The 13,786-nt window shown below is 58.7% G+C and carries 10 protein-coding genes; 6 read left to right on the plus strand and 4 right to left on the minus strand.

Annotation, left to right across the window (positions count from 1 at the left end):
- Positions 1-52 precede the first annotated feature (52 nt).
- Positions 53-1,531, plus strand: a complete 1,479-nt coding sequence (locus B071_RS17660) for a sugar ABC transporter ATP-binding protein (protein WP_438829710.1) — start codon at positions 53-55, stop codon at positions 1,529-1,531.
- Here B071_RS17660 and araD read toward each other — a convergent pair.
- Both araD and B071_RS0112810 read right to left on the minus strand, forming a co-directional pair.
- On the minus strand, positions 1,440-2,141 hold the full coding sequence (araD, locus tag B071_RS0112805; RefSeq protein WP_018527471.1) for an L-ribulose-5-phosphate 4-epimerase AraD: 702 nt from the start codon (positions 2,139-2,141) through the stop codon (positions 1,440-1,442). The genes B071_RS17660 and araD overlap by 92 nt on opposite strands.
- Positions 2,138-3,853: a ribulokinase gene (locus tag B071_RS0112810; RefSeq protein WP_018527472.1), complete on the minus strand. Its 1,716-nt coding sequence runs from the start codon at positions 3,851-3,853 to the stop codon at positions 2,138-2,140. Before B071_RS0112810 ends, araD begins: the two co-directional genes overlap by 4 nt.
- 219 nt (positions 3,854-4,072) lie before the next feature.
- Here B071_RS0112810 and B071_RS0112815 point away from each other — a divergent pair, with 219 nt between their 5' ends.
- Complete coding sequence (locus B071_RS0112815) at positions 4,073-5,116, plus strand: substrate-binding domain-containing protein (protein WP_215730301.1); 1,044 nt, start codon at positions 4,073-4,075, stop codon at positions 5,114-5,116.
- Positions 5,113-6,639, plus strand: a complete 1,527-nt coding sequence (araA, locus tag B071_RS0112820) for an L-arabinose isomerase (protein WP_018527474.1) — start codon at positions 5,113-5,115, stop codon at positions 6,637-6,639. Before B071_RS0112815 ends, araA begins: the two co-directional genes overlap by 4 nt.
- Positions 6,640-6,670: 31 nt before the next feature.
- Here the strand turns inward: araA and typA are convergent, their stop codons facing one another.
- Complete coding sequence (typA, locus tag B071_RS0112825; RefSeq protein WP_018527475.1) at positions 6,671-8,488, minus strand: translational GTPase TypA; 1,818 nt, start codon at positions 8,486-8,488, stop codon at positions 6,671-6,673.
- A gap of 193 nt (positions 8,489-8,681) precedes the next feature.
- Here typA and B071_RS0112830 point away from each other — a divergent pair, with 193 nt between their 5' ends.
- The 3 genes from B071_RS0112830 to B071_RS0112840 all read left to right on the plus strand — a co-directional run bounded on the left by B071_RS0112830 (position 8,682) and on the right by B071_RS0112840 (position 11,423).
- Entirely contained in the window at positions 8,682-9,386 is a 705-nt protein-coding gene (locus tag B071_RS0112830) for a hypothetical protein (RefSeq protein WP_018527476.1), read from the plus strand.
- Positions 9,383-10,219 (plus strand): MerR family transcriptional regulator, encoded by an 837-nt coding sequence (locus B071_RS0112835; RefSeq protein WP_018527477.1) that lies wholly within the window; start codon positions 9,383-9,385, stop codon positions 10,217-10,219. Before B071_RS0112830 ends, B071_RS0112835 begins: the two co-directional genes overlap by 4 nt.
- A 127-nt stretch (positions 10,220-10,346) precedes the next feature.
- The gene (locus B071_RS0112840; protein ID WP_018527478.1) at positions 10,347-11,423 is read left to right on the plus strand and encodes an NAD(P)H-dependent amine dehydrogenase family protein; all 1,077 of its coding nucleotides are present in this window, start codon (positions 10,347-10,349) and stop codon (positions 11,421-11,423) included.
- 78 nt (positions 11,424-11,501) lie between these two features.
- Here the strand turns inward: B071_RS0112840 and B071_RS0112845 are convergent, their stop codons facing one another.
- Positions 11,502-13,592 (minus strand): methyl-accepting chemotaxis protein, encoded by a 2,091-nt coding sequence (locus B071_RS0112845; protein ID WP_083914954.1) that lies wholly within the window; start codon positions 13,590-13,592, stop codon positions 11,502-11,504.
- Between the last annotated feature and the right edge of the window lie 194 nt (positions 13,593-13,786).

Genomic DNA, 13,786 nt, shown 5'->3' on the forward strand with positions numbered 1-13,786 from the left:
CAGAAACCTTACCCGCCGGTACAGCAACGGCTTTCTCATTTCCAGGGTGAACATGACGGTCCTGGAAGGAGAGGTCCATGCCGTGATCGGCGAAAACGGGTCNGGCAAATCGGCTCTGATGAAATTGATCTCCGGGTTCGAGAGTGCTGATACGGGAAGCATACTTCTGGGAGGAGAAGAGCTGGCACTCTCTTCCATCGGCGCNGCCCGGCGTGCCGGAATCGTCTACCAGCACCAGGATTTGCAACTCTTTGACAATCTCTCGGTAGCGGAAAATATATTTTTCACCACTGAAGCGGTCCGCTATTCACACCTGCAAACCATGATCAGATGCCGGGAACTNTTCTCTCAAACCGGAATCTCCCTGGACCCATCACTCCTTCTGGGGACCCTGGGATACGCCGAGAAACAGCTCGTGGCGGTGGCGAAAACTCTGGCAACACCGGCGAAGCTCTACATCTTCGACGAGCCTACCTCGGCCATGTCAGAGGCGGAGCGGTCCGTGGTATTTTCCATCATCGCCAGGCTGCGGGAGAAAAAATCCGGGGTCATCTACATCTCCCACCGCCTCGATGAGATCCAGAAGATCGCTGACAGAGTCACGGTGCTTCACGGGGGCCGACGGGTCGCCACCAGCGCAGTTCAGCACGTCGACAAGAGCACCCTGATTCATCTGATGACAGGGGAAAAATCGCGCCGCCGCTATCCCCGGACACCAGGGAGAAAAGGGAAAACCATCCTGACCGTAAAGGATCTGAGAAGTCCGCCCGTGCTTTCCGATGTCTCTTTTTCCCTCGGCCAGGGAGAGATCCTCGGAATAACCGGACTCATGGGGTCGGGCCGCACCCGCCTCGCCCACTGTCTGGCCGGAGAACATCCTCTGGAGGGGGGACGCATTTTTGTTTCGGGAAAAGAGCAAATCATCAGGGATCCCGCCAGGGCCCTGGCCCTCGGAATAGCGCTGGTCCCGGAAAACCGTATCGAAGAGGCCCTCTTCCCCTACCATTCCCTGTCAGTCAACATGTCCGTCTCCAGTCTGGCCCGCTTCATGACACCCCACGGGATCGATCAGAATACGCTTCTTGACCGAATCTCAAGCTATACCCGTCGTTTTTCGATCAGACCGGGAGACCCTGCTGACGCGGTACAACGCTATTCGGGAGGGAACCAGCAGAAAATTATCCTTGCCAGAGCCTTCATGAACCGACCAAAGATCTTTCTCCTCGATGAACCAACCCGAGGAATTGATGTGGCTGCAAAAGTGGACATCTATAATGCCATCGACGATCTCGTCTCGAAGGGAGCCTCCCTGATCCTCTTCAGTTCGGAAATCGACGAGATTCTCGGGATGGCTGATCGAACCCTTGTGCTTTCACAGGGGCGAATTGCCGGGGAACTTTCCCGGGCAGAATCCACCCGGGAAAGAATCCTGGACCTCGCTATTGCTGACCATAATATGCCCCAGGCCCGTGCTTCCGGAGAAAATGCTTCTCCGTCAGACAGGCCGGGGCAGGCAGGGCATCGGGGTTAATCAACCGGGATTCGCAGGCCATCCGGGCGACGGCCTCCAGAACAACAGCATTTTCCACCGCCGATTTCCCGTCTCGCCCCCAGGCGAAGGGGCCGTGACTGGCAACCAGCACCCCGGGAACCACGAGCGGATCCAGGCTCCGCTTCTCGAAGGTCTCCACAATGAGGGCACCCGTATTTTTCTCGTAGGCCCCCTCCACTTCACGGGACGTCATATCCCTGGTCACGGGGATGGGAAAGCGAAAATGATCGGCGTGGGTTGTCCCCAGGAGGGGAATATCGCGCCTGGCCTGGGCAAAAGCCACGGCATAATAGCTGTGCGTATGCACCACACCGCCGATCCGGGAGAATCGCCGGTATAGTTCTGCGTGGGTGGGGGTATCCGAGGAGGGGCGAAGGCTCCCCTCCACCACCTCGCCGGACTCGATACTCACCACCACCATCATATCAGCCGTGAGGTCCTGATACGAAACGCCACTGGGCTTTATTGCGAACACCTCTTCCCCGGGGTCACGCACACTGGCGTTCCCCCAGGTCAGGAGCACGAGACCGGCATCCACAATCTGAANATTGGCGTCGAAGGCCTCTCTCCTAATCTTTTCGTACTTCATGAACTGGCCGCTCGATCCTTTNCTGCAGCGCGGTTTTTTGAGATACCCCGAAGGTCCAGAAGCTCCTTCATAACGTGAAAAAGGTCTTTTTGCCCCTGCTTTGTACCAAATGCATCGTGGATGTCACAATACAGCCTGTACAGTTCTTCGTAGATCTCGACATTCTCACGAAGAGGCTCGAAAACCCGATCCATTGTGCCTGTCATCTCTTCCATGGCAGTAAAGAAATCATCGTATCCACCCCTGTCGGAACCGGCCGCCACTGCTGCAGCGATGGCTGACCCGAGGGCAGGAGTCTGCGTGCTTCGAGATATCTTCATGGGGCGGTTGAGGACATCGGCATAGATCTGCATGACCAGGGTGTTCTTGACGGAGATTCCACCGCAGTTCACAACTTCATCTATCTTCTGTCCGTACTGTTCGATCTGCTCAACGATCCTCCGGGCTCCGAAGGCGGTGGATTCCACCAGAGCTCGATAGATTTCAGCGGGAGAAGTATGCAAGGTCAAACCGAGAAGCGATCCGGTAAGCCCCTGATCGACAAGAACAGTACGGTTTCCGTTATGCCAGTCCAGAGCCAGCAGGCCACTCTCTCCAGGAAGAAGCGCCTCCGCCCCCTCCGTGAGAGCCTGATGGGTTCCCTTCTCTGCACCACCGGGACAGATCTTCTCCACAAACCAGTTAAAAATATCCCCAACGGCGCTCTGGCCCGCTTCGATTCCTGCGTAGCCGGGAATGACCGACCCGGGAACGATGCCGCAGATCCCGGGAATGTCGGGAACACCCCCGTCATCACGGGTTATCATAATATCGCAGGTGGAAGTGCCCACAATTTTGACAAGGCTCCCCTCTTTTATTCCTGATCCCACTGCCCCCAGGTGGGCGTCGAAGGCCCCCACGGCGATGGGCGTCCCCTCGGGAATCCCTGTTCTCCCGGACCATTCCGCGCTCAGAGTTCCCGCGAGAACGTCTGCCGTCCAGGCCTCATCGGGGAGAGTCTCCCGAACTTTGACCAGCGCGGGATGGAGCAAGGCCAAAAACTCCTGATCGGGGTATCCGCCCCAATCCCTGTGGAAGAGCCCCTTGTGCCCCGCTGCACAGATGGAACGTTTCACCGCGCCGGGGTCGGTTATTCCTGCAAGCTGCGAGGGAATCCAGTCAGCAATCTCCATCCATGTCCAGGCATTGTCGAGCGCCCCGGAATCATCCAGATACGCTCTCCAGATTTTTGCCCAGAACCATTCAGAGGAATAAATCCCTCCCGTCTTGGCGAGAAAATGCGGTCGCCTGGAGCGAGCCGTCTCTGTTATCTCCCGGGCTTCTTTCATGGATGTGTGATCCTTCCAGAGCCAGGCCATGACCGTGGGGTTATCTTTCTGGTGCGGAAGATCAGTCAGGGGAGAGAGATCTCTCTGAACCGGCATGGGCGTGCTTCCTGTCGTATCAACCCCTATCCCGATTATGTCGCCCGGATCTATCCCGTGGTTGTTCACAGCAGAGCGAACTACTCCCTGGAGTGTGCGCTCTGCCCCCTCCAGGTAATCCCGGGGGTGCTGGCGGGCCAGGTTCGGATCTCCCTTATCCAGAATTACACCCTGGTCTCCGTGGGCGTACCCCCATATCTCTGTGGCGATCTCGGCACCATCCGAAAGCTGAACCAGAACCGCCCTTACCGAGTTGGTCCCATAATCCAAACCCACTGTGTATTTCACGAAAACCCTCCTCTACGGAAAAAGACTTGATAAAGCTATGCGTTAACGATAACGCACACACGAATGGTTGTAAAGAAATATCTTGACATTATTCGAATACGAATCGAAAATAACCCCCACGATGTGTTACCGTTAACGCAAAGGAGATAGCAGAAGAGAATGGAAAAATCCTGGAGCGATCACGACCCGACAAAGCCCCGGGGAAGGGACAAACCTACAATGAAAGATGTCGCCCAGGTTGCCGGCGTTTCCATCGGAACCGTTGATCGCGTCCTGCACAAGCGCGGACGGGTAGCACCCGAGACAGCCAGCCGTGTTCTTGAGGCCGCCCGGAGCCTGGATTTTGCCCCTAACCGTGCGGCAAGCAATCTTTCCAGAGCCACCCCGCGTGTCTTCGTCGGGCTGCTTCCCTTCCCGAACCAGGATAGCGGCTACTGGAGATGGGTTGTACGGGGAATCCAGAAGGCAGCTGCCGAACTTGCTCATCACTACGTTGAAGTCGAGTTCATATATTACGATCGGTTCAGCTCCGATTCCTTTCTGAGAGCCACAGCGGGGCTGGTCCATCAGGAACCCGGCGGGATTATTTTGGCTCCCACCATCGAAGGGGCCTCCCGAAAACTTGTGGAAGAGCTGAAGCCTCGTCCCGTTGTCATCATCGACGGAACCTTGCCCGGGGCGCCGGTGTTGACCACGATCTCTGCGGACAGTTTGGAGAGCGGCTACATAGCAGGAAAGTTGCTCGACATTCTTTGCGAGAAAAAGACCTTTCTTACTGTTACGCCCGGGATGAGCTCTCATCACCTGCAGCTCCGCCGGCAGGGATTCGAGAACTATTTCTCCACCACCACCCCCGGCAAGAAAACCAGGCAGGCCCGCCTCGATCATCTGAACCTTGCCTCGGATGACCAGTGGAAACTCCTGCCCCACTGGCTCGAAGAGCGCAGGGACGTGGCAGGAATCTTTGTGACAAACTCGGCCTCCCACAAGATTGTGAGCCTGCTCCCCCGAGGGTTCACCCCCCGGATAATCGGATACGATCTGATCGCCGAGAATGTGCAGTGTCTGATCGACGGTTCTGTCGATTTCATCATGAATCAACACCCGGAGAATCAGGGCTACAAAGCTTTCTACGCACTCTACCGATCAACGGTGCTTAATGAGCCGGTCCCGGTGGCTGATCGCATTCCTATCGATCTTATGATGCGGGAAAATTTACCCTTCCACCCCGAATATTCTGGCACAACAGGAGAAACACCATGAAACAGAGATCCCCGTTATCCAGGACCTACGAATCAAAAAAGCTCTGGCTCTTCTGTGGCAGTCAGCATCTCTACGGTCCCGGCCCCCTCAAGGAGGTCCAGGAGAATGCCCGCCGCATTGCCCGCGAACTCGATCAGAGCCCGCTTATCCCCACAGGGGTGAGTTTCCGCAAGGTTCTTACCACCGCCGATGAGATCGCGTCCCACCTGGCGCAGGCATCGGAAGATGATTCCTGTCTGGGAGTTATTCTCTGGATGCACACCTTCTCACCAGCGAAGATGTGGATCCGCGGGCTCAGAAATCTCTCGAAACCGCTCCTCCACTTCCACACGCAGTTCAACCGGGATATCCCCTGGAGTTCTATCGATATGGACTATATGAATCTGCACCAGTCTGCCCACGGGGGACGCGAGTTTGGATTTATCGCATCCCGAATGGGGTTGCGTAGAAAGGTGGTTACCGGCCACTGGAGCGATGCCACAATGCAGGAACAGATCGGCGTCTGGAGCCGGGCTGCAGCAGCCTGGGCCGATCAGCAAGGAGCCCGCATTGCCCGCTTCGGCGACAATATGCGCAATGTTGCAGTTACCGAAGGAAACAAGGTCGAAGCGGAGATTCAGCTGGGGTACTCCGTGAACGGCTACGGTCTGTCTGATCTTGTTGCCCATCTCGAGGATGTTCAGGAAAGCGATCTGGAGATCCTTCTGCAACACTACGAGGAGGAGTACTGCCTCGCCCCCGAACTCCGGGAGGGGGGAGACTGTCGGGACTCTCTCCGCTACGCCGCCCGTCAGGAACTGGGTCTCCGCTCATTCCTCGAAGCAGGTGATTTCTGTGGTTTTACCGATACCTTTGAGAATCTGGCCGGCCTTGATCAACTCCCGGGCCTCGCCGTACAGCGGCTTATGGCAGATGGATACGGTTTTGGCGCCGAAGGGGACTGGAAAGCCGCCGCCCTCGTCCGAGCCATGAAGGTGATGGGGGAAGGGCTGGCTGGAGGGACCTCCTTCATGGAGGATTANACCTATCACTTTGAACCGGGGCGGGAACGGGTGCTGGGCTCTCACATGCTGGAGATCTGCCCCTCGATCGCCGAGGGGAAACCCCTGCTGAAGATTAATCCTCTGGGCATCGGGGGAAAGGAGGCCCCCGTCAGGCTCGTCTTTGATACTGCCCAAGGGTCGGCCCTGAATGCCTCCCTTGTTGATCTGGGCAACCGCCTCCGGCTTATCGTCAACAGGGTGGATGCGGTTCAGCCCGATGAGGGTCTGCCGAACCTCCCTGTCGCGCGTACGGTGTGGATCCCCAGACCGAATCTGGCTACAGCAGCAACGGCCTGGATTTATTCCGGTGGAAGCCACCATACGGGATACAGCCAGGCCGTAACTCCCGAGATGATGGAGGACTACGCCGAGATCGCAGGGCTGGAACTCATTCTCATTGACGAGAATACCGAAATACGGCACCTGCGGGAGCAGTTGCGCTGGAACGAGGTATACTGGCGCCTGAACCGCTCCTTCTGATTTTCATTTCACCGCCCCCCCGGTGCTGGCCTCACCGCGCCCGTTTTCGCTCGGTGGCGGCCAGCACCATTTTCCTGATGCGTAACGATGAGGGGGTGACCTCCACGATCTCGTCGTCGCGAATAAAGTTCAGGGCCATCTCCAGAGTCATGACACGGTGCGGCGTGAGAACCACGTTATCGTCGCGCCCGGCGGCCCGGACATTGGAAAGCTTCTTGGTCTTGCAGGGATTTACATCCAGATCGTTATCCCGGTTGTGTTCTCCCACGACCATTCCCTCGTAAACGGGGTCGCCCGCTCCAAGGAACATCTGGCCCCGAGGCTCCAGATTAAAGAGCGCGTAGGGCACGGCGCTGCCCGCCCGGTCCGAGATGAGAGACCCCGTGGCCCGCGAGGGGAAGTCGCCCCGGTAGGGTTCGTAGCCTTCCAGGTAGGCGTTCATGATACCCGTTCCCCGGGTGTCGGTGAGCAGCTCGTCACGAAAACCGATCAGACCGCGGCTGGGGATCGAAAACTCCAGGCGGGTCCGGCCCCGGGAGTGGTTCACCAGGTTCACCATGCGCCCCTTCCGGAGGCTGATCTTCTCGGTGACGATCCCCACGTACTCGTCGGCGCAGTCGATAAAGAGGCGTTCCACGGGCTCCTCTTTTACCCCATCGCGGGTCCGCATGATCACCTGGGGACGGCCCACACAGAGCTCGAACCCTTCACGCCGCATCTGCTCGATAAGAATTGCCATCTGGAACTCGCCACGGCCCTTTACCAGAAAGCCCTCGCCCCCCTCGGAGGGTTCTACCACCAGGGAGACGTTCCGGAGGGTCTCCTTCTTGAGGCGCTCGCCAATCCGCGTGGACTGCACAAACCGCCCCTCCTTGCCCGCCAGAGGGCCGCTGTTACGCATGAAGAGCATCGCCACCGTGGGCTCGTCGACGGTGATTCTCCTCATCGCCCTGGGAGCGGCGGCGGTGCAGATCGTGTCCCCGATGTGCACATCCTCTATACCTGCCAGAATAACTACGTCCCCCGGCTGGATATGATCGGCATCGGCCATGGATATTCCCTGGTATACCTGGAGTTTACTCACCCTCAGGGGAGTACTCTGACCCTTGTCGTCCAGGCGGACGAGGGCCTCCGAGGCTTTCAGGCCCTGATTGTAGATTCTGCCGATAGCCAGGCGACCCAGATAATCGGAGTAGCCCAGGTCGGAGACGAGCATCTGAAAGGGCTTGTCCTCCCGAATGACGGGCCCGGGAATCTCCGTAACAATCGCGTCGAGCAGAGGATCGAGGGTTGTTCCCTCTTCTTCCAGATCAAGCTGGGCGATCCCGTCCCGGGCAATCGCGTAGAGGAGGGGGAAATCGTACTGTTCTTCCGTTGCATCGAGATCGATAAAGAGGTCTGATATCTCGGAGAGCACCGCCTGGGGACGCGCATCGCCCCGATCGATCTTGTTAATTACCACGATGACCGGCATGCCGGCCTCCAGTGTCTTGTTCAGGACGAACCGTGTCTGGGGGAGCGGCCCCTCGGCGGAGTCCACCAGCAGGATCGCCCCGTCCACCATGGAGAGAGCCCGCTCAACCTCGCCGCCGAAATCGGCGTGGCCCGGGGTATCGATGATGTTGATCTTGATCCCCTTCCAGGTGACGGCGCAGTTCTTGGCTGCGATGGTAATGCCCCGCTCGCGTTCCAGATCCATCCGGTCCATGAGCCGTTCTTCCAGGATCTGGCCCTCGCGAAAAACCCCCGCCCGCCGGAACATGGCGTCCACCAGGGTTGTCTTGCCGTGGTCTACGTGGGCGATAATTGCAACATTGCGGATCGTCTCGTTTCTTGTATGACTTGTCATTTTGTCCTGTGTAATTTGTCCTGTGTAATTTCTCTCGTGTAAATCGTTCTTACTAAAAACACCGGATGCGGGGTCTGCGTCAATGCGAACCCCGAAGAAATCCGGTCCTGACAGAATTAATTGATTACTCCCGGCCTGTCAGGTAGAATCGGGGCCTATAGCCAGGCGATGCACACCTGTATGGGGAGGAACCATGGGAATCATGATCGAATACGGTGCGGTGCGCACCGTACTCTACGGGACAATAAGCTGCCAGTGCCCCGTGACACCCGAGACGGACCAGGCTCTCTTTACCGCGCTGGGGCGGGTGCCGCCCCGGGAACGCCGGGAGGATCACCCCCTTCCCCTGGAGCCCTTTCTGGAGGCTGCGGCACAGAACCCCGTAAAAACGCCGCTCCAGCTCTGTGCGGAGTTTGCCTCCTTTTCACGCGATGATCCCCGGGAGTTCACCCTTACCCGGGGGGACGCGCTGCGCTATTTTTCCTGTCGCTATCACTTTGACCGCATGCTCCAGGGGCTGCGGCCCCTGGAAGTTCATCACCTCCCCTCCTTCCTGACAAGCCACATGATCCTGCCCGTTACGCCGGCCGATGAAACGACGGTGCTCTACCAGCCAGCCCGGGGAGATCGATCAATCACCTTCACCCCGGTCTTCGCCCCTCCCTCGATCGGCCTTTCTCCGGGCAAGCTCTACGGGCTGCACTTCGGGATGATCCTGACGGAGCTTTCCCCGGACCAGGCAGAACTGGTGGAACTTCACCTTGCCCGAATCCCCGAGCTCCAGAGCCTGATGAGGGAGGTCTCGCGGGTGGACTTCTCGGCCTTCCCCGGTTCAGAGAACCATTTCCTCCGGGTGCGCCAGCGCTGGGACCTGGTCGGACACCTCGTGGCGCCATGAACCTGCTCCGGGTGGGCGACATGGCCCGAATCAACAGCATCTCGGCCCAGACCCTGCGGTACTACGAAAAACTGGGGCTCCTCACGCCCGAGCTGGTGGATCCTGCCAACGGATACCGCTACTACAGCATAAAGCAATCGGCCCGGCTGGATATGATCCAGCACATGAAGTCCCTGGGAATGAATCTCACCGAGATCCAGGAACAGCTCGAAAAAAAAGATCCCGCTGTTATCCAGGACCTGCTGGAACGGCAATGCCGAAACCTGAGCCACCAGATTCGCCAGCTCCAGACCACAAAGAAGGCGGTTCTGCGGGAGCTCGAAAATCTGCGGCGATACCGATCCGGCCCCGGAGACGGCACGATCATTCTTGAATACCTGCCGGAGCGCACTATCTACCGCTACGATGGCGGGTTGAACATCTACGATTACGGCATCGAGACCTACGAGTATATTCTCCGGGAGCTCAAGAGCCATATCCTGCTGAAAAAGCTCCCCCTGGTATACTTCTGCAACGTCGGGTCTATCCTTCGCAGGGAACGCCTGGAACGGGGAGAGTTCGTCTCGACGGAGATCTTTCTCTTTGTGGATACCCCCTTTCCCGAGACACACCGCCTTGAGACGATTCCCGCCGGTACCTTCCTCTGCATCTACTGCGACAGCTTTCACAAGGAGCGGGCCTACGCAGGAAAGCTCCTCCAGGCGCTGGAAGAACAGAAGGGCCGGATCGCCGGGGACTATCTCTGCGAGGTGGTGGCGGAACTCCCCGTCTTTGAGCAGGAGGAGCGGCAGATGTTTATCAAGCTTCAGATTCCGGTGGAACTCCGGAAATAGCCGCCCCGGGGGCTTTTCTATAATTTTTTCACGAAATCCTTGACCTTATTGCAGGAACAACCTTTATCCTTCTTCTGGAGCACGGGAGGACCGTGCCGGATCATGTTCGAAGGAAGGAGTTCAGACTATGGAACAGGGAATTCGGGTAGCACAGTACGGATGCGGGAAGATGTCGGTCTATACCATGCGGTATGTCCAGGAAAAGGGCGCGCGCCTTGTGGCAGCCTTTGACGCGAACCCCCAGGTGGTCGGGAAGGATATCTCCGAGATTACCGGCTCGGGTCCCGCAGGAGTTGTGGTCCAGGACGCCTCCCGGGCGGAGGAAGAGCTCAAGCGGATCAAGCCCGATGTCTGCCTTGTCACCACCATGAGCCTGCTCCGCGACGTGGAAGAGGCCCTGCTGATATGCGCGCGGAACGGAATTAACGCCATTACAATCTGCGAAGAGGCGATCTTCCCCTGGAACTCTGCCCCCACCATTACCGCAGAGATCGACAGACTCGCCCGGGAAACGGGATGTACCATCTGCGGAACGGGATACCAGGATGTCTTCTGGGGCAACCTTATCACCACTCTGGCGGGGGCAACCCATCGGATCACGAAGATAAAAGGTAAATCCAGCTATAACGTTGAGGACTACGGTATCGCCCTCGCGAAGGGACACGGGGCAGGCCTCTCCCTGGAGGAGTTCGCAGCAGAGATAGCCAGCGCCGATAACATCTCCGACGGGGAGCGGCAGAAGCTCATCGACCAGGGGACGTTCCTCCCCTCCTATATGTGGAACGTTAACGGCTGGCTCTGCTCACAACTGGGACTCACCGTGACCAGACAGACCCAGACCTGCGTTCCCCAGACCTGTCAGGAGGACCTCAACTCCTCCACCCTGGGGATGACCATTCCCGCAGGAAAGGCCACGGGAATGTCCGCCCTGGTGGTGACAGAGACCAAAGAGGGTGTCACCATCGAATCGGAGTGCATCGGCAAGGTCTACGCCCCCGACGAGTGCGACCGGAACGAGTGGACCCTTCAGGGCGAGCCCGAAACCCAGGTGGTGATCACCCGCCCCTCCACGGTGGAACTCACCTGTGCCACCATGGTGAACAGGATCCCCGATGTCATCAATGCACCGGCAGGGTACGTTACCACCGAGAAGATGCCCCGCGCCCTCTACCGGCAGCAGTCCCTGGAGGCCTACCTGGACTGATTCGGTCCAGGGCACGCCCCCTGCCGCCGCTCCCCGGGGAGCGGCGGCACCCCTGCAAACCTTCAGCACCGGAAAGGGCTAGACCGTGAAACGTCCGATGGTGTCTTCCATCTGCCCGATCGCTTCCTTGTTCCGGGCAGAGAGGCGGGCGACCTCTTCCGAGGCCTGATTTATCTCGGTTGCACCGGCGGACATCTCGTCCATGGCCTGGGATATCTCCCTGGACATGGAGGCCAGCTCCTGGGAGGATGACAGGACCAGGGCGTTTCCTTCGGTCATCTCCGATGCTCCCGACTGGACCTCGGAGGTAACATCGTTGATATCGCGCAGGGCCTCCAGAATCTGCTTCGATCCCTGTTCCTGCTCCTTCATGGCCTGATCGATCTCCCGAACCAGCACCTCCGTGTCCCGAATACCGCCGACGATATCGTGAAAAGAGGCCCCCGATTCCTGGGACGCCTCGAGAACCTCCCCGATCAGCCCCCGGATCTTGCTCAACTCGTTGCCGATCGTCTGGGACTGCTTTGCTGAGGTCTCGGCAAGCTTTCTGATTTCCCCGGCCACCACGGAAAAGCCCCGGCCCGCATCCCCGGCGTGGGCGGCCTCGATGGCGGCGTTCATCGCCAGGAGGTTCGTCTGGGCCGCGATGTTGGAGATCATCTCGTTGGCCGAGAGGAGGAGCTCGGACTGGCTGGAGATGAGGCCGGCCTTCTCCTCCACGGCGCTCTGTTTTTCCTGGCCTGCCTCGAGGGTCTTTACCAGGGAGAGGAAGCGCTGGGACATTTTTTCCACCGAGGCGCTCACGGAGGAGATGTTTCCCACCATCTCCTCAATCGAGGCCGAGGCCTGGGTTACCCCCGCGGCCTGGGTAGAGATCATCCTGTCCAGGGACTCGATATTTTTTGCCATCTCCTCCACGGCGCTCACCGAATTGTCGACCCCGGCGAGCTGTTTCTCCGTCTGACGGCGCACGCTGTCGATATTGGCCAGGATCTCTGCGGTCGCTCCGGCCGATTCCTGGGCCGTGGCAGCCACGTTTTCCCCCACCGTGGCCAGCGTCCCCTGGGCTTCCTTGAGCTGAACCATAATACCCCGCAGTTTTCCCACGAAGGTGTTAAAATCCCCCACGAGCTTGCCGATTTCGTCGCTTCTGGCGAGATCGATCTGCCGCGTGAGGTCGGCCTCACCCTGGGCGATCTCCCGGATCGCCGCTCCGGCAACATCGAGGGGAGCGAGGGCGGTCTTCAGGGCGAAGTAAACGGGGAGAACGGCACCGGCAAAGAAAATCATTCCCAGGATGATCAGGATTCTGCTCAATCTGGCGATCGAACCGAGGGCTTCGTCCCGTTCCACGGTGATCACCATGTGCCAGTTGCTGTTTTCCACGGGAGCGTAGGCCGCCGCCAGGGCTCGCCCTCCCTGCTGGTACCGGCCCGCCCCCACCTGGCCCGAGAGAACTCCCTCCTCAAGAAATCTCGCAAAGGATTCGTCGCCGGGGGTTTCCCGGGCGTCCTCCAGGAGGTTCCGCTGGGCGATTACCTGATCGATCTCAATGTGGGCGGTCAGGACCGCAGAATCGTTCACGACGAAGGCCTGGCCGGTCTCGCCGTAGCTGAAATCGCTCACGATATCGTTCAGTGAAGACTGCCCGATCACCCCGTAGAGAACACCCGATACAGAGCCCTCGCGGAGAACGGGAACGGCCACGACGATCCCGGCGTCACCCGTGGCCCGACTTATGAGCACATCCGATATATTCGGTCGCCCCCCCAGAGCGAGCTGGAAGAACTCCCGCTGGGCCACATTCACCGTGGTGCGCTCCCGATTAAAGCTTACGGCCTCACCGGAGGGGTCGGCCAGAGCCAGGCGCTCGTAGCCGTGGCGGTCCAGGTCTTCCTGGATTGCCCGGATCTTTTCCTCCCAGGGGGTGTCGTCGTCAACGATTCTTCGGGCCGCCAGAGATTCCAGGGCCCTGATGGAGTTTCCCATGCGCTCCCGGGTGAGCTTTTCAGCCTCGGTTACAGCTGTGAGGAGGCCCCGGGAGACTTCCTCCTCCAGAATTCTCCGGGCCTGGTTCATCGCCAGCCCGATAAGAAGGGCGAAGGAAAAGACCAGAATTATCCCGATGGAGGTCGCGGTCTTTAACTTTATGGACATGTTTACTGCCATGGGAGCACCTCTCCTTTGTTACTTTCCTGTATACAGCGTAAGGGAGAAAGCTGCTCTTTTTCAAATCGTCTTTCGAGAAGACGTTGGGAGCGTTCTTGGAACGCCTGTTTCGAAGCGGCTTACACAGGAAGCAGGAATGTTCTCCGGGGATACCTCCGCCGGCGCTCTGCCGGGAGAACATATGGGCGCCCGGC

Source organism: Alkalispirochaeta alkalica DSM 8900 (genome assembly GCF_000373545.1).
GTDB lineage: Bacteria > Spirochaetota > Spirochaetia > DSM-27196 > Alkalispirochaetaceae > Alkalispirochaeta > Alkalispirochaeta alkalica.

Excerpts from the sequence above, each read along its gene's own strand:
- B071_RS0112815 (WP_215730301.1), top strand. The coding sequence starts at position 4,073 with ATGAAAGATGTCGCCCAGGTTGCCGGCGTTTCCATCGGAACCGTTGAT.
- typA (WP_018527475.1), bottom strand. The coding sequence starts at position 8,488 with ATGACAAGTCATACAAGAAACGAGACGATCCGCAATGTTGCAATTATC.
- B071_RS0112830 (WP_018527476.1), top strand. The coding sequence starts at position 8,682 with ATGGGAATCATGATCGAATACGGTGCGGTGCGCACCGTACTCTACGGG.
- B071_RS0112835 (WP_018527477.1), top strand. The coding sequence starts at position 9,383 with ATGAACCTGCTCCGGGTGGGCGACATGGCCCGAATCAACAGCATCTCG.
- B071_RS0112840 (WP_018527478.1), top strand. The coding sequence starts at position 10,347 with ATGGAACAGGGAATTCGGGTAGCACAGTACGGATGCGGGAAGATGTCG.
- B071_RS0112845 (WP_083914954.1), bottom strand. The coding sequence starts at position 13,592 with ATGGCAGTAAACATGTCCATAAAGTTAAAGACCGCGACCTCCATCGGG.